Raw genomic sequence first — 19,030 nt, 5'->3', positions numbered from 1 at the left:
GGGGGAAGCGGTGCGGCGCCGCGACGGCGGCGCACGCTCAGGATTGTTGCGCAGGCGCCGCCTGTTGCGGCGAGACCGGCACCGGCGCGGCCTGCGCCGCGGCCGCGTCGTCGGCGCGGTCGTGCAGGCCCTGCAGGTAACTGCCGAGCGCCTTCATCTCCTGCTCGGTCAAGGGCTTGGCCACCTGCGCCATGATCTTGAACAGGGCCGGGTCGCGTTCCTGGGTGGTGCCGGACTGGTACTCCTGCAGGCGCCGCGCCACGTAGTCGGCATGCTGGCCGCCCAGGTGCGGATACGCCGGGCCGGGATTGCCGGCGCCGGTGGGACCATGACAGGCCATGCATGCCGGAATCCCGCGCGCCGGATCGCCGCCGCGGTACAGCTGCTGCCCGACCTCGTAGAACTTCATGCCGGCGTACGGGCCTTCGCTGACCACCGCGTCGTCGGCGATGCCGGCACCGGCCTTCTGCGTGGCGAAGTAGGCGCCGATGTCGCGCATGTCCTGCGCGCTCAGCGGCTGCACGAACGGCAGCATCGCCGCCACCGCGCCAGAGGTGCGCTCGCCGTGCGCGATCAGGGCCATCTGCCGCGCGCTGTAGCGTTCGCTCTGGCCGGCGATGCGCGGATACATCGCCAGGGACGGGTTGCCGTCGGCGCCATGGCAGGCGGCGCAGGCCGCGGCCTTGGCCTGGCCGGCCTTGGGATCGCCCCAGGCGACCTTGCCGACGTCGCCTTCCAGCGGCGCGGTGCGCACCGGCGCGTTGTCGGGGATGGGAACCACCGAGGTCTGCGCGAACGCGACCGCGGCGGCGATGGAAATTGCTAGACCGGCAAAGGCAAGAACGCGAGCGTGGCGCATTAGCTGAAGCTCCGTGTGACCCGACCCGCGGCTGCCAGGCCGGCGACCGCACTCGCGCGATTATCCCCGCGCGGCGCCCTGCCGGTCAACGAACCCCGCCAGGAGCGGCGGACGTGCGATCCTAGCGCCATGTCGCTGCTCATCGAACGTGCCCAATACCTGCTTTCCGCCCACAATCCCCGGCAACTGCCGGAGGACGGGGGCTGGGAGGTGGCCTTCGCCGGCCGCTCCAACGCCGGCAAATCCAGCGCGCTGAACGCGCTCACCCGGCAGAACGCGCTGGCCCGCGTGTCCAAGACCCCCGGCCGCACCCAGCAGCTGGTGTTCTTCCAGATCCAGCCCGAGCGCTATCTGGTGGACCTGCCCGGTTATGGCTATGCCAAAGTGCCGCTGGAGCTGCAGGCGCACTGGCAGTCGTTCATCGACAAGTATTTCCGCACCCGCGAGGCCCTGCGCGGCCTGGTGGTGGTGATGGACATCCGCCACCCGCTGAAGGACTACGACCGGCAGATGCTCGGTTACGCGGTGCAGCGCGGACTGCCGGCGCATGCGCTGCTGACCAAGGCCGACAAACTCGGCCGCGGCCAGCAGGCGCAGGCGCTGCAGCAGGTGCGCAAGGACCTGTCCAGTTCCTTCGGCGACACCGTCAGCGTGCAGCTGTTTTCCGGCGAGACCCGCCAGGGCGTGGACGAAGCGCGTGCCATCGTCGGCGGCTGGCTGGGGCTGGACACGGAGCCGACCGCCACGGCGTGAGCGCGGCGGCGCCGGACCTCCGGCGTCTTCTGCGCAGGCGCTGCCTGCGATCGATCGCGAGCGGCGGACGCGGCGGTCCTGTCTGCGTTGGCTGCATCGCATGCGCGATGCCGGGCGCCCGCAGGGGTGGATGCCGGTACGGGCGCAGCCTCATGCATCCAAGCACCGCGAGACGCTTCGCGCCGGACCCTCACCCCAACCCCTCTCCCGGCGGGAGAGGGGCTAGTCGGCTGTTCCTTCTCCCGCCGGGACCATGGCCCCCTTTTCGGGGGAAGGTGCCCCGCAGGGGCGGATGAGGGTACGGGCGTAGCCTCGCGCCTCCAAACGCCGCGAGTCGCTGCGCGCCGGACTCTCACCCCAACCCCTCTCCCGACGGGAGAGGGGCTAGTGCCTGTCCCCTTCTCCCACCGGGAGAAGGTGCCCCGCAGGGGCGGATGAGGGTACGGGCGTAGCCTCGTGCACCCAACTCCGCGAGTCGCTTTTGCGCCGGACCCTCACCCCAACCCCTCTCCCGATGGGAGAGGGGCTAGCAGCTGTTCCCTTCTCCCACCGGGAGAAGGTCGCACTCAAGGCGTGGCCGGCAACGGCGCGAACTCGGCCGGGACCCAGGCGAACGCGTCGCCGTCGCGGCGCACATGGCCCAGGCCCGGGAACGGCAGATGCGCGCCGGCCACCCACCAGCCGCCGTCGGCGGCCTGGGCCATGGTGCGCCTGCGCGCGGCGATCGCCGCCGTGCGGTCGCTGTCGGCTTCGTAGGAGGCCTGCGGCTGCGCGAACTGCACCGCGTGGTAGTGCACCAGGTCGCCCCACACCAACACCTGCTGGCCATCGCCGCCGTCGAACCGGTAGGACACATGGCCGGGCGTATGTCCGTGCGTATCCAGCGCCACCGCACCGCCGGGCAACGCATCGCCGGGACGGAAGCGGCGCAGCCGGTCCTTGGCCTGGTACGGTGCGGCCGCCGCGCGCGCCAGCGGGAACGCGAACTTCAGCATCTGCGGTGCGCTCGCTTCGCTGGCCGGATCCAGCCAGTACGCGGCATCGGCCGCGCTCAGCCACACCGTGGCGTTGGGATAGGCCGCCTGTCCCTGCGCATCGAGCAGGCCGCACATGTGGTCCGGGTGCGCGTGGGTCAGCAGCACGTCGTCCACCTGCGTCGGCGCGTAGCCTGCCGCGCGCAGGTTCGCCAGCACCTGGCCCAGGCCGGGGCCGAAGCAGGTGGCGGTGCCGGTATCGACCAGGGTCAGGTGCGTGCCGTCCTGGATCAGGTAGGCGTTGACCGCGGTCTGCAGGCCCTTGGCGGTTTCCGGCACGTAGCGATGGTCGAGCAGGCGCGCGATCGCCTCCGGGGCGATGTTCGCCAGTTGCGCGCGCGGCAGCGCCACGGTGCCGTCGAACAGGGCGGTGACGCGCAACCGGCCGATTGCCTGGCGATAGACGCCGGGCACCTGCGTCTGGCTGCTGGCTGGCGCGGCGGCATGGGCGGGGGACGGCAGCGTCAGCGCCGCGCTGGCACTCAGGGCCAGCGCGCACAGCGCGCGCAACGGGAACATGGACATGGGGACTTCCTGGCAGAGCGGCAGGCGCCGCGGTACCGGCATGCTGCGCCTGCGCCGCTGCGCGATTCGCTCATTCCGCTGCGCGCGGCGCTCAGCGCCGACGCGGCTCAGTTGCCGATGCTGGACGGGTCCAGGCCGTAGCGTTGCTGGAAGCGTTGGCTGAAGCTGCGCACCGAACGATAGCCGGCGTGCGCGGCGACCGTCTTCAGCGGCCAGCGCGTGGTGTAGAGCAGCTGCATCGCATGCGCCAGGCGCGCATCGGCGAGCAGTTCGCGCAAGGAGGTGCCTTCGCTGGCCAGGTGTCGGCGCAAGGTCGCGCCGCTGAGGCCCAGGCTGTCTTCGATGTCGCGCGAGCGCCAGGCGCGTTGCGGCTGCGCGACGACCAGGTCGCGCACCTGCGCGGCCAAGCTCGGCGCCGGCGGCATCAACAGGCCGCCGTGGCCGCGCTGGCACAGTGCCACCACCAGGGCCGCCAGCGCCAACCGCGCCTCGGTGTAACGGCCGTCTTGCAGCGCCTGCCGCCATTGCAGCAGGGTGATGCCGAACTCCTCGGCGCGCAGCCGCGCCAGTTCCGCGCCGGCAGCGGGCAGCGGTTCGTTCCACAGCACGCGCGCCGCGCTCAGCGCTTCTTCGCACAGCGGCACCAGCACGCTCAGGTACAGGCCGCTGTGCGGATCCGGGATGTTGACCACATCAATGCGGCAGCGCTGCGTCACCAGGAACAGGTCGCCCGGCACGAAGTCCAGGGTTTGTGTCGCGGTGCGCACCTGCTTGCGTCCCTGCACCAGGATCGCCAGGTGCGGCTGCGGGATATCCACCGAGCGCGCCCCGTGTTCGCGACGCGCGGTGATGCAGGCATAGCCCTCGGCCTGCGTGCAGTCGGCCAGGCTGGCCAGGCGCGCCAGCAGCAAGGCGTCGGAAGAAGTGGTGTCGGCCATGGCCGCCGATGCTACCGCAGTGCACTGCGCGCGCGCTCAGAGTGAAGCGCCGGGCCGCTACATCGCAGCCGGCAGGACCACCACGACTGCGCTGGTGCCGGCCCCGCAAACTGCCGGTCTCGGCGCGCCACAGGCCGCTTCCCCGCGGGTTTGGCCGTTCGCGCCGCGACAGCCGACGCATATCGCCTCAACGTGCATCACACACTTTAGCCAGCGGCGATCGAAAGAACCGGAGGGCCCCACACCATGCCGGATGAGACTTTAGCGTGGCTAACGAAACGTCGCGAGCAGTCGCCAGGCGGGCGCGGACGGCGCACAGAAACTGCAGTGCACAAGTGGTACATGAGGATTTCGAGCGCTGCACGCGCCCGCCTGGCGGCTGCGCAGTCGTTTTGTTGGCCGCTCTTACCTGGGAGGCTGCATGACCTCGATGGTGATCCCGTCGGGTCCGCTGACGTAGGCGACGACGGTTCCCGCGCGTGGCCCGGCCTCGATCGGTCGCGGAGATCCTTTTAAGTGCCATCCCTGCGCCTGGATCCTGGCGACAGCCACGTCGATATCCGTCACGGTGACGGCAAGATGGGCCGCGCCGATCGCGCCAGCGCTTGCGTGTGTCTTGCCCAACGTGCGGGCTGTCGAGTATTCCAGCAGTTCGATGGGAAAGCCGGCAGGCGATACCACCAGCGCCATGCGGCAACGAGGATCGTCGACGCCCGTCACCTCGCGCAGGAAATCGCCGCCCATTTCGCCTGTGCGGACAAGTTCGAAGCCCATGGCCTCAGTCCAGAACGCGATCGCCTCATCCAGCGATGAAACGGAAAATCCCATGTGGTCGACGACGAAGGTACCAGTGTTGATTTTCAGTGCTCCAGTTCAGGTTCCGCTTTGAGCGATGGGCGTGCGGTCGCCTCGCACTTCGGGGAAACACGTGTAGGCCATGCCGGTGATGCTACCCAGTACGGTGCGCGTCCGCTCACACATGCACGCCGAACACGTGCCCGATCGCGCCGCTGGCGAGCATCGCCGCCGCGCCCCAGAACACCACACGCACCGCACCGCGCACGCCCGAAGCGCCGCCGGCGCGCGCGGCCAGCGCGCCGGTCAGCGACAGGCCGACCAGGGTCGCCGCGCCGGTCACCCACAGTTGCCGGCCGTCCGGCGCCAGCCACGCGGCCACGACCGGCAGCGCCGCGCCGGTGCAGAATGCTGCCGCCGACGCGGCCGCCGCCTGCAACGGCCGCGCGCGCAGGGTCTCGGTGATGCCCAGCTCGTCGCGCGCATGCGCGACCAGCGCATCGTGCGCGGTCAACTGCTCGGCGACCTGGCGCGCCAGCGCCGCGTCCAGCCCGCGCTGGCGGTAGATGCCGGCCAGTTCTTCCAGCTCGCTGTGCGGGTCCTCGCGCAACTCGCGGCGCTCGATCGCCAGATCGGCGCGCTCGGTGTCCACCTGCGACTGCACCGACACGTATTCGCCGGCGGCCATCGACATCGCGCCGGCGACCAGGCCGGCGATGCCGGTCGCCAGGACCGCCGGCGCGGGCGCGCCGCTGCTGGCCACGCCGACCACCAGTCCGGCCACCGACAGGATGCCGTCGTTGGCGCCGAGCACCGCGGCGCGCAGCCAGCCGGCGCGATCGGCGCGATGCAGTTCGGAGTGGGCGGGGCGCATCGGCTGCCTGCAGGACGGGGAACAGGCCTGCAGCCTAGCCGAGCGCGCTGCGGCCGGCGGTGCTGCGTCTCACTCTCGCTGGCGCCGACCGGGCGGATCCGTGGAATGCTGCAGTACCGCCGGTAGCGATGTGGGCTTCGCGCCGGTCACGCTATAGTGCGGCCCTTGCGAGGCGGGCGTTCCATCCCCACATCGCCTCATCTTCCGTGCGAGCCTGCCCTTGTCGAGCCCAAGCCACGTTGCCGAAACGCCGATCACCGACCGCAACGAACTGGTCGAGGTGCTGGCCTCCGGCGAAAAGCCCGAAGCGCAGTGGCGCATCGGCACCGAACACGAGAAGTTCGGCTTCCGCCTGGACGACCTGCGCCCGCCGACCTTCGACGGCGAGCGCGGCATCGAGGCCCTGCTCACCGGCCTGACCCGCTTCGGCTGGGAGCCCGTGCAAGAAGGCGGGCATACCATCGCGCTGCTGCGCGACGGCGCCTCGGTGACGCTGGAACCGGCTGGGCAGCTGGAGCTGTCGGGCGCGCCGCTGGAGACCATCCACGACACCTGCGTGGAAGTGGGCAGCCACCTCAACGAGGTCAAGCAGGTCGCCGACGAACTGCGCCTGGGTTTCCTCGGCATGGGCTTCCAGCCGAAGTGGCGCCGCGACGAGATGCCGTGGATGCCCAAGGGCCGCTACCAGATCATGAAGAACTACATGCCCAAGGTCGGCAAGCTCGGCCTGGACATGATGACCCGCACCTGCACGGTCCAGGTCAACCTGGACTACGCCAGCGAAGCGGACATGATCAAGAAGTTCCGCGTGTCGCTGGCGCTGCAGCCGATCGCCACCGCGCTGTTCGCCGACTCCCCGTTCACCGAGGGCAAGCCCAACGGCTACCTCAGCTACCGCTCGCACATCTGGACCGACACCGATGCCGACCGCACCGGCATGCTCGACTTCGTGTTCGAGGACGGCTTCGGCTACGAGCGCTACGTCGACTACCTGCTCGACGTGCCGATGTACTTCTCCTACCGCGACGGCACCTACGTCGACGCCAGCGGGCAGAGCTTCCGCGACTTCATGCAGGGTAAGCTGCCGGCGTTGCCGGGCGCGCTGCCGACGCTGCGCGACTGGTCCGATCACATGACCACCGCGTTCCCGGAAGTGCGGTTGAAGAAATACCTGGAAATGCGCGGCGCCGACGCCGGCCCGTGGGGGCGGCTGTGCGCGCTGTCGGCGTATTGGGTCGGCCTGCTGTACGACGATGCCGCGCTGGACGCGGCCTGGGACCTGGTCAAGGATTTCAGCCTGGTCGAACGCCACGCGCTGCGCGACGGCGTGCCGAAGCAGGCGCTGAAGCTGCCGTTCCGCAACGGTACCGTGCAGGAACTCGCCGCCGAGTCGGTGAAGATCGCCCTGAACGGCCTGCGCCGCCGCGCCCGTTTGAACGGCGACGGCCAGGACGAATCGCGCTTCCTGGAACCGCTGGTGGAGATCCTGCACGCCGGCGAGACCGCGGCCGAGCGCAAGCTGGCGCTGTATCACGGGGCGTGGCAGGGCGATATCGATCGGGTGTTTCGCGAGTTTGCTTACTGAGCGTCAGCGCAGCGGCCCGACCAGCCGTTCTCGCCGATGCCGTGTCGTCCTGTGCGTGTCTGGATTCTATTCAAGATCAGTGGGTTGCGAGCCCTGTCGTAGGGGTGACGCCTCCGTGGCGGGTCGCTGACGTAGACGGGCTCCGGTCTGTCGCTCACGATGCATTCGCCAAATCCAGGGACGACGAGATGATCACGCAAAAACTTCGGCTCAAGAGAGGTTGGTCTCAGCAGCAGCTGGCCGACGTCAGTGGAACCAGCCTGCGCACGATTCAGCGCCTGGAAGCAGGTGCCAAGCCCAGCCTGGAAACGCTCAGGTCCTTGGCCGCGGTCTTCGATGTCTCCATCGAAGACTTGGGAGAGCCGGAAATGGCGAGCGCCGAAGACCGGGTCTCACCGCAGGAAGCGCTGGCCATGAAGTCCACCGGCCAGCTGCGAGAGTTCTACCTGCACATCGTTGTCTATCTCGTGGTATGCGCTGCCGTCGTTGCCGTGCTCTTGTTGATCTCCCCCGACCATTGGTGGGCCGGATTGCTGCTGTGGCTCGTCTGGGGCGCTGGCCTCTCGATCCACGCGCTCAAGACCTTTTTGCTGGGCGGTGCGTGGGAGCGGCGCCAGGTCGAGCGAAGGCTGGGCCGGACCTAGTAGCGGTGTTTTCCGCGCGCCGCGAGTGCGGCGCCGACGGAAGGTTTGCGCTTGGCCAAGGCACTCGCTGAAAGCACTTTGCCGCGTGCGATTACTGGGGATCATGCAATGCCTGCGCGCGTGCGTTGGTTCTGCTCCGCGTTCGCCAGGAAGCGCGAACGCGGCAGCGCATCTCTTTGGCCATATCGCAGAAATTTCTGTAGCGTAGGCTGCGGTGAAGGGCTGCGTCGGCGGTGTCGCCGCCTCTTCTTCCCATGCCGGGGTGCCACGTGTTCCGCAGTCCCGGGGCGTTGCAGAACGCGTAGGTTGGATTGGGCTTTTCGCTCTTTTGCGAATACAGTGCAAGGGGGGGGCGTGCAGTATTTCGGTCAAGTGGATGCATATCCAGCCTCCTGGAGCTATCCCGTTGAGGTTGTGATACGTGCTTTGGAGGATTTTCGGGCTAATGGCCTGCCGCCATCTTTTATTGCCTGGCATAACGATTAGGGCGCCAGTCAGGCGTCATGTCCTGGGCCTAAAAATTCATTCAAGCCGAACCCGCTTCGCGGGTCGGCTTAATTCAGGCGTAGGCGTCCATGGTTAGATCCATCGCTCCCAAAGACAAAGGGATCCATTGGCACGTAGTGATTCGTCTGTCGGTCGCGCTTTGCGTAGTTGCCGTAACCGCTGGCGTGCTCTGGCCTCAGCCGCGCCGCTTACCCGTGCCGGCTCCCTTGGTCGAGCCATTAACCCCATGGGCACCAACACCGGCACTCGAGACATCCAATGACTTGGCTGTGCTCCGTACGGTGTTGTCCCGCTCCTGCGCAGGTAAAGGTTACAGCGTATTGGCGTCGGCGCCGGACAAGCCGGCAGGGCAGCGCAGTTCCGGAGGCCCTTCCGCGTTCCCGGCGGGGCTCCAATGTCGGGGCGTAAAGCTCGTCGATTCTGTGGAGCTGGATCGGCTGTTCGATCGTCCTTACCGCGGAAAGAAAGACTTCATCCACCAGGGGGGCTGGGGCAACTTCTATCAGGCTTATCCTGAGGCTTCTGGCATCATCCACCTGAGCCTACCTGCGTACACGTCCCCGAGGTCTGCAGTCGTAAAGCTTGGGCGCACCGGATGCTTTCTTTGCGGTGCAGGATGGGAAGTTGAGCTTGAGAAAATTGGTAACAAATGGGTGATTCGGCAAGAACGTCCAAGCTGGATCGCCTAACAATTCGTCCAGGTCGACGCCGCTTCGCGGCGCGGCTTCACTCAGGTGTTCGTCCGCAGGGGAGGGTTTGATGGTCGCCACACTAATGCTTCTTCTTGCCTTACAGAGTAATTTGGGTTCCGCTGTCACTCCGAGCGAGAACCCTGTGTTCGCGCCCATATACATAGAGGCTTGCACGCCACAAGCACCCCGCCAGACAATCAACTATCCACCTCAGCTAGTTGGAACTGACGTATTCGGTCAGGTAGAACTGGTGCTGTTCTTGAATCCGTGCGGCCAAGTGCGGCACGTGATCATTTCACGATCGTCAGGAGTTCCCGACCTTGATGTCGCAGCGGTGGAAAGCGCGAAGACTTGGGTAATTTCCCCTGGCCTCGCCAAGCTCCAACCCGGACGGGGAGGTTTAGTAAGGTTGCCAATTCAATTCGCGGGAGAATCGGAGCCATGAGCGCCGTGCGGCCTAACAATGCGTTAAAGCCGAACCGGCTTCTTTATGCGGACCAGGCTGCCGGTAGAGCTTACGACTTGGTCCACTCGACTGCGCGGGCCGGCTTACCTTAGGCGTTAGACCCCATGACAGCGCTCTCTTTGCTAGGGAAATCACTCAAGGACGAGGAGATCATCGACATCCTTGAGCAGTTTGACGTTGACGTTGTGTATTCCTTCGACAGGATCCACGAGAACACGCCAGATGTTTATTGGGCTGCAATCAAGTCTGCCGGGTTTCAACGCCGCGCTGGACGCGGCCTGGGACCTGGTCAAGGATTTCAGCCTGGTCGGGCGTGGCAGGGCGATATCGATCGGGTGTTTCGCGAGTTTGCTTACTGATCGGTTTGCGACGACTGCGGTCGATGCAACTGGCGGTCCTCTATCGTAGCCTCGCTTCGGAGAGCGGCTTCATCGACGGCGTCGCATCGCACTCCCATGCTATTCGGCGTGCGCCCGCTTGGTGCACAGGGAGAGGGACGCAGCCGGAGCCGGCCTGGGAGTTTCTCCCACGCTGCCGAGAGTAGATACCCCGTTACGCCTTCACCGTCACGGGTGTAACTCATACGCCTGTGCAAACGTCGGATAACGCGGTCGCTGTCTGTGGCCGAACCGCCATCCGTGAGCCGGCAAGTCGCTGAAAGGTAGCGAGAATTCACATCTTTCCAGACTTCTCTCGATGGTGGATACTCGGTGCAACACCGCTTTTAGGCGGTCCAATAGTAGTTAGGCCCTTCATGAACATTTCGGCCAAATTTGAGGTATCTAGAGTTGTCAGTTCATTGGAGCGCGGCGGCACACAGTTAGTGGGGCGAATCGCTAGCGGGGCAATCTCGAAGGGCATGTTGGTTCACGTTTGGATCGATGGCGGCCTGTTCTGGGAGATCCCTGTGCAATTTGTCGAGTGCTCAAAACGGAACGACGTGGAAGAAATAGCGTTGGTGTTGCCGCTCCATCAGAGAGAAGAACTGGAGTGGCTGGAGGGCTTGTGCTCGACGGGGACCGTGGTGGACGTAGTTCACGGAGCGTCGGAGCAGGCCTAACAATTCATTCAAGCCGACGCCGCTTCGCGGCGCGGCTCAACTCAGGTGTTAGGCCCTACATGAGCTACTTAACTTACGACAGGACGGGAAGCAACGTCACCTCGCCGGATGAGGTGGCAATGTCCTTGCTTCTTAACTCTTTCGATGCGCCGGACCAAGAACACCCTGACGTTTCGCTTAGTCATGAGTCCGGATGGTGTTTGAGCGTGTTTGAGAGCGGCCTCATCATCTTTGAGAACGTTGAGACCGGTGAAGGTCCATGGCACATGCGTCTTCCTTCGCCACAGCACTCGCTCAACCTTTGGCAACTGCTTTCAAGCGGACAAATTGCGGCTATTCAGTTGCACCCTTGGGTACCCGGGTATGGGGCCTAACAATTCATTCAAGCCGAACCCGCTTCGCTGGTCGGCTTAGTTCAGGCGTTAGCTGCCATGAGAAGCATCACCGCGTTCCTTTTGATACTTCTTCCCCTGGCCGTTACTGCTAGCGGGGTGGTCCGCCCTGCCCACGTTGAGCCCGTCTTGCAGCCTCCGCATGCCTGCCACAATAAGCCGCAGGGCTTCACATGCTCCGTCAAGGCCAAACTGCATGTAGCTAGTGGTGGCGCAGTTGATCGCGTCGAGATACTGGAGTCGTCCGGCGACCGTCCCTGTGACGTTTCGACAAGGTTGGCCTTAGCCAAGTATCGCTTCGACAAGGGTACCGGTTGGATTGATTACACGACCACCATAGACTCATACAGCTGCGTGGCCGGCAATGGCAGCTAACAGTTCATTCAAGCCGACGCCGCTTCGCGGCGCGGCTTAATTCAAGCGTTAGGCAGCCCTATAAAAATTACTTGGAGGTTTTAGTATGAGTCCGATGCCAATGACGTTGGAGACGCTTGCCAGCCTGGGCGCGTGCCTTGATCTGTCAGCTCACACCTACATGCCGATGACGCTAGAGAAATTGGTTGGCCTCGCTGCGAGTAGCGGCGGTCACATCATCATCAATGCATCGCAAAGCATGCCAATGACGCTCGAGAACCTTGCTCGTATTGGGGGCTCGCATGTCACCTTTAAGTTTTGACCTGCCTAACAATTCATTCAAGCCGACGCCGCTTCGCGGCGCGGCTTAATTCAGGTGTTAGGCCGCTATGACAGGTATCGGGCAGTTGATCAAAGCGCGGCGAATCGAGCTAGGCTATTCATCGCGTGACCTTGCACGTCACCTAGGCATAACCACGCAGGCCATCTCCAACTGGGAACTGCAAGGCCGGAGTCCTTCGAAGGCTCATCTGGCCAAAATTGCTTCGTTCCTCGGGATGCGCATGGAAGAGCTTCTCGGCTCCACCGAGATCCGACTGTCTGTCGAGGAGACCCAGCTTCTTAATGCATTTCGCACGCTGACAGCAAATGAGAGAGTGTTCCTGCTCAAGATGTTGGGGGGCTTGCGCCCATGAGTGCGCGGCCTAACAATTCATTCAAGCCGACGCCGCTTCGCGGCGCGGCTTAATTCAGGCGTTAGGCATCAGATGGACACCGCCTCAAAACCGTCACCGTATCGCTGGAGGACTGCCGTACGTCAGCGCTTGCCCTGGTTTCTCATTAATCTCGGCATCGCGGACAAAGGGACGGATTGTGAGACTGTCGGTGGGACGCATTCCTGGTACAACATGGACGGTGAAAGCAGCGGCTGCTATCACTGCAAGGTTATCCGGGTCGGCCGCCTTTGGGAATCGGCTGATGCCTGAAAATTCATTCAAGCCGAACCCGCTTCGCGGGTCGGCTTAATTCAGGCGTTAGACCGCACTTGAGATACGCATGATTCTCGATGACCAAGGCCTACCAGTGCTTGACCAGTTCAGCGAAGATGGCTTTGTTGACTGCATCTTCAAAGTTGACGGTCTCAAGGCAGATCAAGACTTTTACTACTTCAACCTGCTCGCTTCGCACAATGCAGAGAAGGTCGGGTTCGCGATAAAGCTGCATAGAAGCGTTGGCCCTGGATTCGACGGAGACATGAACCTTATCAAGGACAATGTCTACTATCAGGGCGTTATTTTCCGATCGCTTGGAAAGATCAGTGACGACCTGATCAATGCGTTGGCAAAGCTATACGAACTAGACCTTGGCGCGCTACAGATGATCTCAGAGGAGACCTTCACGGCAATTGCTTTACAGCAAGCTGACACAGACTTCCATCAGCATGCCGTAAGGTTGAAGCTCTTCGGCCGCGACTCTGATCCTTTCGTTGAAGATGACTACTACGAGAGCTTCTTTAACGTGGATCTTCCGAGTGGATTCGTGTCTTGGAATGAAAAGGATCCTGACTATCGTGCACCACTCATCAGAGCACTGGGTGCGGTCTAACAATTCATTCAAGCCGACGCCGCTTCGCGGCGCAGCTTAACTCAGGCGTTAGGCCCCGATCCAACACTCATGCACACACTGATCCGAAAACTTGGTAAGCCGCGTAGTTTCTTGGTATTTGCGGCTGCCTGCCTCGCTGGCCTGCTACTCGGCAGCCTATGTGTCCTTCTTTACTTCGCCGGGCTGGAAGCCGCAGGGCGCGCGGGCGTTTGGGTCGTTGTTGCTTGCTGGGCTACTGCGGCTTTTTCATGCCTCAGTTATTTTTTCGGTCAGCTCTCCGGCCGCTACCGCAATTTGCAGGGCAAGGGTTGGTCGGAGCTACCGTGGTAGTGTTGGGACCTAACAATTCATTCAGGCCGAACTCGCTTCGCGGGTCGGCTTAATTCAGGCGTTAGGCCGCACAAAGAATTGATGAACGAGTCTGAGCCCTTGATGGTTGACTGCGGGCCGCACGGCAAGCGAGTAGCCACGGTTGTGTGCCGCCATTTGCTTCGCTCTGAGCAGGCGCCTGCTGGTTTCGTCGAGAACTCTGATGATCCAAATGACCTTCAGGCTTGGTGCCACGCCTGCGAAGAGATGTTCCAGAGCGAGGGCGACATGACGGACGCTTTCCGTGAGTTCAACGACATGACCATCGTGTGCGTAGCTTGCTACGCTGAGGCTAAGTTACGTCACTCGCTGCAGGGCCATTAGCACTCATGCTCCTCGGTGTACGGCCTAACAATTGATTCAAGCCGAACCTGCTTCGCGGCTCGACTTAATTCAGGCGTTAGGCCGCTAATGGCAGATTGACGGAAGAAGGCCTGCGTTTGGCCAAGGCGCTAGCCGAGAAGCATTTCAAGTCACACGATTGACTGGGTCACTATGCCGGCGCGACCGCGCTAGCTCATTGCCGAACTCACCGGTAACAACGACCTGCGGGATGTCCGCTTCGCCGTAGTCCGATTCACCCAAGACGCTACGTCTTTCCCGCAATCCGTTCCGATCTCAGCCCGTAGGCACTTGACACGGCAACTCCACGCACACCCGCAACCCGCCTTCGGGGCGGTTGGTCATGGTGATCTCGCCGCCATGGGCGAGGACGATGCTGTGCGCGACCGACAGGCCCAGGCCGATGCCGCCGGTGTCGCGGTTGCGCGAGTTCTCGCCGCGGAAGAACGGCAGGAACAGTTGCTCGTGCTGCGCCGGGTCGATGCCGGGGCCGTCGTCGTCGATCCACAGCGTGCAGTCGGCACCGTCGCGATGCAGTTGCAGGCGCGCGCGCTTGCCGTACTTCAGGGCGTTCTCGAGCAGGTTCATCACCATCCGTCGCAGCGACAGCGGGTCGCCATCGAGGGTGATGGCCTGGCCCGCGACGAAGCTGACTTCGGCGCCGGTGTCGCTGGCGTCGTCGACCACGCTCTCCACCAGCAGGCGGAAATCCAGCGGTGCGCGGGTGCCGCGGCGGCTGTCGTTGTGGATGAAATCCAGCGCTGCGGAGATCATCGCCTTCATCTCGTCGATGTCGGCGATGGTCTTGTCGCGCAGCGGCGGCTGCAGGCCTTCCAGGCGGAACGCCAGGCGCGCCAGCGGGGTGCGCAGGTCGTGGGCGATCGCCGCGACCATGTGCGTGCGCTCGTTGATCAGGCGGTTCAGGCGCGCCTGCATGGCGTTGAACGAGTCGGCGGCCTGCACGATTTCGCTGGGGCCGCTGCGCTGCAGCGGCTCCGCATTGGGATTGCGGCCGAGCCGGTCGGCGGCTTCGGCGAAGCGCTTGATCGGCGCGGCCAGCGCGCGCGAGAACCACCACGCCAGCGGCAGCATCGCCAGCAGGCCGGCGACGAACAGCAGCGCGACCTGGGTCTTGAACGCGGTGGAGAAGCGTCGCGGCGGCGAGACCACGCTGCGCCAGCGGCCGTCGGGTTGCTGCAGTGCGGCGGTGAAGCCGCCCAGCAGCGGGGATTCGGGGGCGAAGCCGCGCTCGCGCCAGCGCGATCGCATTGCGCGCATGGTGGCGCCGGCGGCGCCATTGCTGACCGAGGCGGACTCTTCCGGCGGCGGCCGCCGCGTCGCTTCGTCGCCAAATGGCGAAGGCGGTTGCGACGGCGCTTGCGATGGCGGGCCGCGATCGGCGAACGGCGGCGGCGGCCCGCTTCCCGGCGGGCGGTCGTCTCCGGCCGGCGGCGGTGGCGGGCGTTGCTCGTCCTGCGGGAAGTCCGGTGCGGGGAAATTCTCGCTGCCGCTGCGATAGAAGCGCACCCGGTCCGGCGCCACGTCCAGCCAGCTGGTCATCATGCGTTCCGCGAAACGGTCCCGGATCTGTCCGGCAGCGGGCAGCGGCGCCTGCACCGTGTCGTGCACCTTCAGCGTCTGCGTGCCGGCCGGCATCTTGGTGGTCAGCAGCGCGATCACCTCCGGCGGATGCACCGGCATCTCGTACACCGGTGTGCGCAGCACCAGCAGGGCGATGCCGATCAGCTGCGCGGTCAGCAGCGCGGCCAACAGCAGCAGGAACGTGCGGGCAAAGATCGACATGCCGCGTCGCCCCCGCTGCTGCGTGTTCACAGGCGGGCGACGCTCGGCAGCAGCATGTAGCCTTCGTTGCGCACGGTACGGATCAGTTCGGTCTGCACGCGTTCGTTGATCTTGCGGCGCAGGCGGCTGATCTGGCTGTCGATGGCGCGGTCGTAGACCTCGGTGTCGCGGCCGCGCGCATAGTCGAGCAACTGGTCGCGGCTGAGCACCCGCTGCGGATGTTCGACGAAGGTGCGCAGCAGGGCGAACTCGCCGTCGGAGAGGTTGATGAAGATGCCGGTGGGATCGCGCAGGTCGCGGCGGATCACGTCCAGGCGCCAGCCGGCGAACTCGTAGACATTGCCGCGCGCTTCCGGCGGCAGCGTCGCCGCCTGGCTGCGGCGCAGCAGCGCGCGCACCCGCGCCAGCAGCTCGCGCGGATTGCACGGCTTGGCCAGATAGTCGTCGGCGCCCACCTCCAGGCCGATGATGCGGTCGGTATCGCTGCCCAGCGCGCTGAGCATGATCACCGCCGGCGCGCCGCGCTCGCTGGCCAGCTGCCGGGCGGCGCTGAGGCCGTCCTCGCCGGGCATCATCACGTCCAGGATCACCAGGTCGGGCTGGCGGATGGCCATCAGCCGGCGCATGTCCGCGACATTCTCGGCGGCTTCCACCTGGTAGCCGTGCTCTTGCAGGAACTCGCTGATGAGCCGGCGCAGATCGGGGTCGTCGTCGACTACCAGAATGAAGGATTGCATATCCATGATCTTGAAGGGCGGCCGCGACGGGGTTCAGCCAGTCTAGACGCAGCCGCTGCCGCCTGGAACTGGTGCGGGCAGGCCATCGCTGCTGGGTGCAAGGCGGGCGTGTGATCGCGGGGTCATGATAGGCAGCGGTGGCGGTGGCCTCATGGCGGGTTTGTGTCGTATTCAGACACGTGTTGACACAAAGCGCTGACGCGTCGGCGCCTCGCGGCGGTCGCGGGGGCGTGTTGCATGAGGCGCGCCGACCGCGCCAGGGGAGTTCGGCGCCTGGCGGCGCCGCATTGGATGCGGCTTACTGCACCAGTTCCACGCCGAACGGGTCCAGATCGATCCGGCCGGAATAGGTCCTGCGCGTGAGCACTCCGGTCTTGCTGCCGGGGAAGGTCACGCTGGCCGGGGCGTCGTTGGTGTTGACGTACAAGGTGCGCCCGTCGACCACTCGCGCCACCACGCCCGCCGGCGTCTGCGGCCCGCGGGCGATGCCCAGGGACGCATACAGCGAGCGCAGCAGCGGCGCGATGAACGGCCCCTGCGCCGCGGTGGCGAGGTAGATCGCCTGTCCCTTGCCGTAGCGGTTGATCGCGATCGCCGGGCTTTTCTGCGGCGTGTTGGCGAACATGGCCAGCGGCTTGGCGGTGCCCAGCTCCAGCACTTCGTAGTACGGGTCGGTGCCGGTCAGCGTGGCGCCGTCGAAGCCGATCTCTAGCGGCGCTTTCGACCGGTAGAACTCGTTGGTGCGCAGGCCGAACACATCGGTCAGCCGGCCCGGCAGCGGGGTTTCGAACCATTTGCCGGTTTCGTCCACTTTCGCCGAATAGCCGGTCATGATCACGGTACCGCCCTTGGCCACGTAGTTGCGCACGGCCTCGGCGGTTTCCTTGTCCATGATGTAGGCGCTGGACAGGACCACCAGCTTGTACTTGTCGATCGCGTCGTGGCCGATGTCGATCACCGCGGTGTCGATGTTGTCCTCGAACAGCGGCGCGAACGCGGCCTTGACCTGGTCTCCGTAGTTGCCCTTGAAATACTCCTGCATGGTGTTGGGGCCGGGCGGCGGCGTGGTCAGCCAGTTGGTGTCGAAGGAGTAGTGGATGGCGACTTCGGGCCTGCCATAGCGCGGGAAACCCATGCCGCGCAGGGTCTTCATCTCGCTGGCGATGCGCTTGAATTCGTCGACCTTCCAGGACGGCCGGCTGTCGTGGTCGAGCAGGCCGAACAGGGACTGTTCCTCGCCGCCGATATGCGAGTTGAAGGTCCAGGCGAGGAAGGTCTGCGAATAGTGCAGCAGGCCGAAATAGGCCCACATCCGCGAGCGTCCGGGCGTGCCGTAGTAGCCGCCGCCGCCGGCGGTGAACTCGTTGAACCAGATCGGCGTCTGGTGTCCGGCGCGGGTCATCATCACGTCGAGCGCGGCAGTCACCGGATCGCCGGGGTAGAAGCCTTGCGCGCCGTAGGTGGAGATCTCGTCCCACGAGCGCAGATAGTCGAAGCCTTTGGTCGGCGCGGTCGGCCACAGGTTGGAGGCGACCGGCAGGTTCGGCGCGTAGCGTTTGCGCGCCGTTTCCAGATCCTTGAGCGCGCCGATGGTGTCGTCTGACCAGAAACGGCGCAGGTCGAGATAGCGCTCGTTCGGTCCGGGACCTTTGACGTAGGGCAGGTCGACCTGGTCCCAGTCGTTGATCCGGCGCGACCAGCGCTGCGTGGCCCAGGCCTTGTTGAGTGCGGCGATCGAGCCGTACCTGTGCTTCAGCCAGGCGATGAAACGTTGCCGGTCGGCTTCGGAATAGGACAGCTGGCCGTTGCCGATTTCGTTGTCGTAGCCGAGCGCGATCACTGCCGGATTGTTGGCGTAGCGCTGCATCATGGTCTCGGCCAGGCGCCGCGCCAGGCGCCGGTAGTCGGGGTCGGCGATGTTGTCCCAGTAGCGCGTCGCCGCATGCAGGCGCACGCCGTCCTGGTTGACCAGGTCCACGCCGGGATAGGCCTTGTGCAGCCAGATCGGCGCCGGTTGCCCGGGGATATCGACCACGACCTTGATGCCGGCGGCATGCATCTGTGCGACGACGTCGTCGAACCAGTCGAAGGTGAAGCGGCCTTCCTCCGGTTCGAACGAATCCCACGACAGATCGCCCATGCGCACCATGCTGAAGCCGGCCGCCTTCATGACCGCGATGTCCTGCCGGATCTGTTCCGGCGAGCGGTCGATCGGCTGATAGTTGGCGCCGACGAACAGCTGGCCCTTGCCTGGCCAGTCCGGATGCCCGTCGGCGCTCTGCGCGTGGGCGCTGCGGGGTGGCGCGATGAGCGCGAGGACGGCGCCGAGCGCCAGGGTCAGGACAAGGCCGGCCAAGCGGGCGATGGAATGCGTCATGCGTGTCGTGTTCCTGGGAAGGGGGCGCGGCGGTGCGCAGCCGCCTGGGCGACATGCGGCTGGCACGGGCCCGGGGCTTCGGTCTTGGCGGTGAGCGTCATGCAGGCGCATGCGGCGAGGGCGCACAGCGCATGTCGCGCTTGCTCAACAGGGACATCGGTCTCTCCGTCTGCCTGGTCGTGCTCGGGCGCTGCGCTTTCCCCTGGAGCAAGGCGCTCCAGACGCGGCATGAGCCAGGCATGGTTGCAAATATCGCTGCACCCGACAAGCCGCCTGCCGCCTGCGCGGGGCGGCGTCCACGTGCGTCGCTCCGGCCTGC

At 65.1% G+C, this 19,030-nt stretch carries 16 protein-coding genes and 1 other RNA gene; 8 read left to right on the top strand and 9 right to left on the bottom strand.

What is annotated here, in order from left to right:
* Nucleotides 1-37 precede the first annotated feature (37 nt).
* Nucleotides 38-859, bottom strand: a complete 822-nt coding sequence (locus tag HDC36_RS11285; RefSeq protein WP_179567264.1) for a c-type cytochrome — start codon at nucleotides 857-859, stop codon at nucleotides 38-40.
* Between the two features lie 129 nt (nucleotides 860-988).
* Here HDC36_RS11285 and yihA point away from each other — a divergent pair, with 129 nt between their 5' ends.
* Complete coding sequence (yihA, locus tag HDC36_RS11280) at nucleotides 989-1,612, top strand: ribosome biogenesis GTP-binding protein YihA/YsxC (RefSeq protein WP_179567262.1); 624 nt, start codon at nucleotides 989-991, stop codon at nucleotides 1,610-1,612.
* A gap of 566 nt (nucleotides 1,613-2,178) precedes the next feature.
* Here the strand turns inward: yihA and HDC36_RS11275 are convergent.
* From HDC36_RS11275 to HDC36_RS11255, 5 genes are all read right to left on the bottom strand, one after another.
* The gene (locus HDC36_RS11275; protein ID WP_179567260.1) at nucleotides 2,179-3,171 is read right to left on the bottom strand and encodes an MBL fold metallo-hydrolase; all 993 of its coding nucleotides are present in this window, start codon (nucleotides 3,169-3,171) and stop codon (nucleotides 2,179-2,181) included.
* A 107-nt stretch (nucleotides 3,172-3,278) separates the two neighbouring features.
* Nucleotides 3,279-4,109, bottom strand: a complete 831-nt coding sequence (locus HDC36_RS11270) for a helix-turn-helix transcriptional regulator (protein WP_179567258.1) — start codon at nucleotides 4,107-4,109, stop codon at nucleotides 3,279-3,281.
* Between the two features lie 268 nt (nucleotides 4,110-4,377).
* Nucleotides 4,378-4,453, bottom strand: a non-coding RNA gene (locus tag HDC36_RS11265) — sX9 sRNA.
* Between the two features lie 61 nt (nucleotides 4,454-4,514).
* Entirely contained in the window at nucleotides 4,515-4,937 is a 423-nt protein-coding gene (locus tag HDC36_RS11260) for a VOC family protein (protein WP_179567256.1), read from the bottom strand.
* 145 nt (nucleotides 4,938-5,082) lie between these two features.
* Nucleotides 5,083-5,778: a VIT family protein gene (locus HDC36_RS11255; protein WP_179567254.1), complete on the bottom strand. Its 696-nt coding sequence runs from the start codon at nucleotides 5,776-5,778 to the stop codon at nucleotides 5,083-5,085.
* 220 nt (nucleotides 5,779-5,998) lie between these two features.
* On the opposite strand from HDC36_RS11255, the gene HDC36_RS11250 reads away from it, so the two are divergent.
* The 7 genes from HDC36_RS11250 to HDC36_RS11215 all read left to right on the top strand — a co-directional run bounded on the left by HDC36_RS11250 (nucleotide 5,999) and on the right by HDC36_RS11215 (nucleotide 13,776).
* A complete protein-coding gene (locus tag HDC36_RS11250) occupies nucleotides 5,999-7,363 on the top strand; it encodes a glutamate--cysteine ligase (protein ID WP_179567252.1) in 1,365 nt (454 codons plus the stop codon).
* A gap of 188 nt (nucleotides 7,364-7,551) precedes the next feature.
* Nucleotides 7,552-8,007, top strand: a complete 456-nt coding sequence (locus HDC36_RS11245) for a helix-turn-helix domain-containing protein (protein WP_179567250.1) — start codon at nucleotides 7,552-7,554, stop codon at nucleotides 8,005-8,007.
* Between the two features lie 1,769 nt (nucleotides 8,008-9,776).
* Entirely contained in the window at nucleotides 9,777-10,031 is a 255-nt protein-coding gene (locus tag HDC36_RS11235; RefSeq protein ID WP_179567246.1) for a hypothetical protein, read from the top strand.
* 1,568 nt (nucleotides 10,032-11,599) lie between these two features.
* Nucleotides 11,600-11,800, top strand: a complete 201-nt coding sequence (locus HDC36_RS11230) for a hypothetical protein (protein ID WP_115541226.1) — start codon at nucleotides 11,600-11,602, stop codon at nucleotides 11,798-11,800.
* 67 nt (nucleotides 11,801-11,867) lie between these two features.
* Entirely contained in the window at nucleotides 11,868-12,173 is a 306-nt protein-coding gene (locus HDC36_RS11225; RefSeq protein WP_179567244.1) for a helix-turn-helix transcriptional regulator, read from the top strand.
* 361 nt (nucleotides 12,174-12,534) lie between these two features.
* Nucleotides 12,535-13,083: a hypothetical protein gene (locus tag HDC36_RS23320; protein ID WP_218848147.1), complete on the top strand. Its 549-nt coding sequence runs from the start codon at nucleotides 12,535-12,537 to the stop codon at nucleotides 13,081-13,083.
* A 411-nt stretch (nucleotides 13,084-13,494) separates the two neighbouring features.
* Nucleotides 13,495-13,776, top strand: coding sequence for a hypothetical protein (locus HDC36_RS11215; protein WP_179567242.1), 282 nt, complete (start codon nucleotides 13,495-13,497; stop codon nucleotides 13,774-13,776).
* 294 nt (nucleotides 13,777-14,070) lie between these two features.
* Here the strand turns inward: HDC36_RS11215 and HDC36_RS11210 are convergent, their stop codons facing one another.
* The 3 genes from HDC36_RS11210 to HDC36_RS11200 all read right to left on the bottom strand — a co-directional run bounded on the left by HDC36_RS11210 (nucleotide 14,071) and on the right by HDC36_RS11200 (nucleotide 18,711).
* A complete protein-coding gene (locus tag HDC36_RS11210) occupies nucleotides 14,071-15,597 on the bottom strand; it encodes an ATP-binding protein (protein WP_179567240.1) in 1,527 nt (508 codons plus the stop codon).
* 26 nt (nucleotides 15,598-15,623) lie between these two features.
* The gene (locus HDC36_RS11205) at nucleotides 15,624-16,340 is read right to left on the bottom strand and encodes a response regulator (RefSeq protein ID WP_038237819.1); all 717 of its coding nucleotides are present in this window, start codon (nucleotides 16,338-16,340) and stop codon (nucleotides 15,624-15,626) included.
* 292 nt (nucleotides 16,341-16,632) lie between these two features.
* Nucleotides 16,633-18,711, bottom strand: coding sequence for a beta-galactosidase (locus tag HDC36_RS11200; RefSeq protein WP_179567238.1), 2,079 nt, complete (start codon nucleotides 18,709-18,711; stop codon nucleotides 16,633-16,635).
* Nucleotides 18,712-19,030 lie beyond the last annotated feature (319 nt).

Source organism: Xanthomonas sp. JAI131, assembly GCF_013410075.1.
Taxonomy (GTDB): Bacteria; Pseudomonadota; Gammaproteobacteria; order Xanthomonadales; family Xanthomonadaceae; genus Xanthomonas_A; species Xanthomonas_A bonasiae.
This window is presented reverse-complemented; position numbering and strand designations above follow the sequence as displayed.

What these genes read in the sequence shown, in the direction of transcription:
- HDC36_RS11210 (WP_179567240.1), bottom strand. Translation starts at nt 15,597, where the DNA reads ATGTCGATCTTTGCCCGCACGTTCCTGCTGCTGTTGGCCGCGCTGCTG.
- HDC36_RS11260 (WP_179567256.1), bottom strand. Translation starts at nt 4,937, where the DNA reads ATGGGATTTTCCGTTTCATCGCTGGATGAGGCGATCGCGTTCTGGACT.
- HDC36_RS11205 (WP_038237819.1), bottom strand. Translation starts at nt 16,340, where the DNA reads ATGGATATGCAATCCTTCATTCTGGTAGTCGACGACGACCCCGATCTG.
- HDC36_RS23320 (WP_218848147.1), top strand. Translation starts at nt 12,535, where the DNA reads ATGATTCTCGATGACCAAGGCCTACCAGTGCTTGACCAGTTCAGCGAA.
- HDC36_RS11225 (WP_179567244.1), top strand. Translation starts at nt 11,868, where the DNA reads ATGACAGGTATCGGGCAGTTGATCAAAGCGCGGCGAATCGAGCTAGGC.
- HDC36_RS11215 (WP_179567242.1), top strand. Translation starts at nt 13,495, where the DNA reads ATGAACGAGTCTGAGCCCTTGATGGTTGACTGCGGGCCGCACGGCAAG.
- HDC36_RS11245 (WP_179567250.1), top strand. Translation starts at nt 7,552, where the DNA reads ATGATCACGCAAAAACTTCGGCTCAAGAGAGGTTGGTCTCAGCAGCAG.
- HDC36_RS11230 (WP_115541226.1), top strand. Translation starts at nt 11,600, where the DNA reads ATGACGTTGGAGACGCTTGCCAGCCTGGGCGCGTGCCTTGATCTGTCA.
- HDC36_RS11285 (WP_179567264.1), bottom strand. Translation starts at nt 859, where the DNA reads ATGCGCCACGCTCGCGTTCTTGCCTTTGCCGGTCTAGCAATTTCCATC.
- HDC36_RS11270 (WP_179567258.1), bottom strand. Translation starts at nt 4,109, where the DNA reads ATGGCCGACACCACTTCTTCCGACGCCTTGCTGCTGGCGCGCCTGGCC.
- HDC36_RS11255 (WP_179567254.1), bottom strand. Translation starts at nt 5,778, where the DNA reads ATGCGCCCCGCCCACTCCGAACTGCATCGCGCCGATCGCGCCGGCTGG.
- yihA (WP_179567262.1), top strand. Translation starts at nt 989, where the DNA reads ATGTCGCTGCTCATCGAACGTGCCCAATACCTGCTTTCCGCCCACAAT.
- HDC36_RS11200 (WP_179567238.1), bottom strand. Translation starts at nt 18,711, where the DNA reads ATGACGCATTCCATCGCCCGCTTGGCCGGCCTTGTCCTGACCCTGGCG.
- HDC36_RS11235 (WP_179567246.1), top strand. Translation starts at nt 9,777, where the DNA reads ATGACAGCGCTCTCTTTGCTAGGGAAATCACTCAAGGACGAGGAGATC.
- HDC36_RS11275 (WP_179567260.1), bottom strand. Translation starts at nt 3,171, where the DNA reads ATGTCCATGTTCCCGTTGCGCGCGCTGTGCGCGCTGGCCCTGAGTGCC.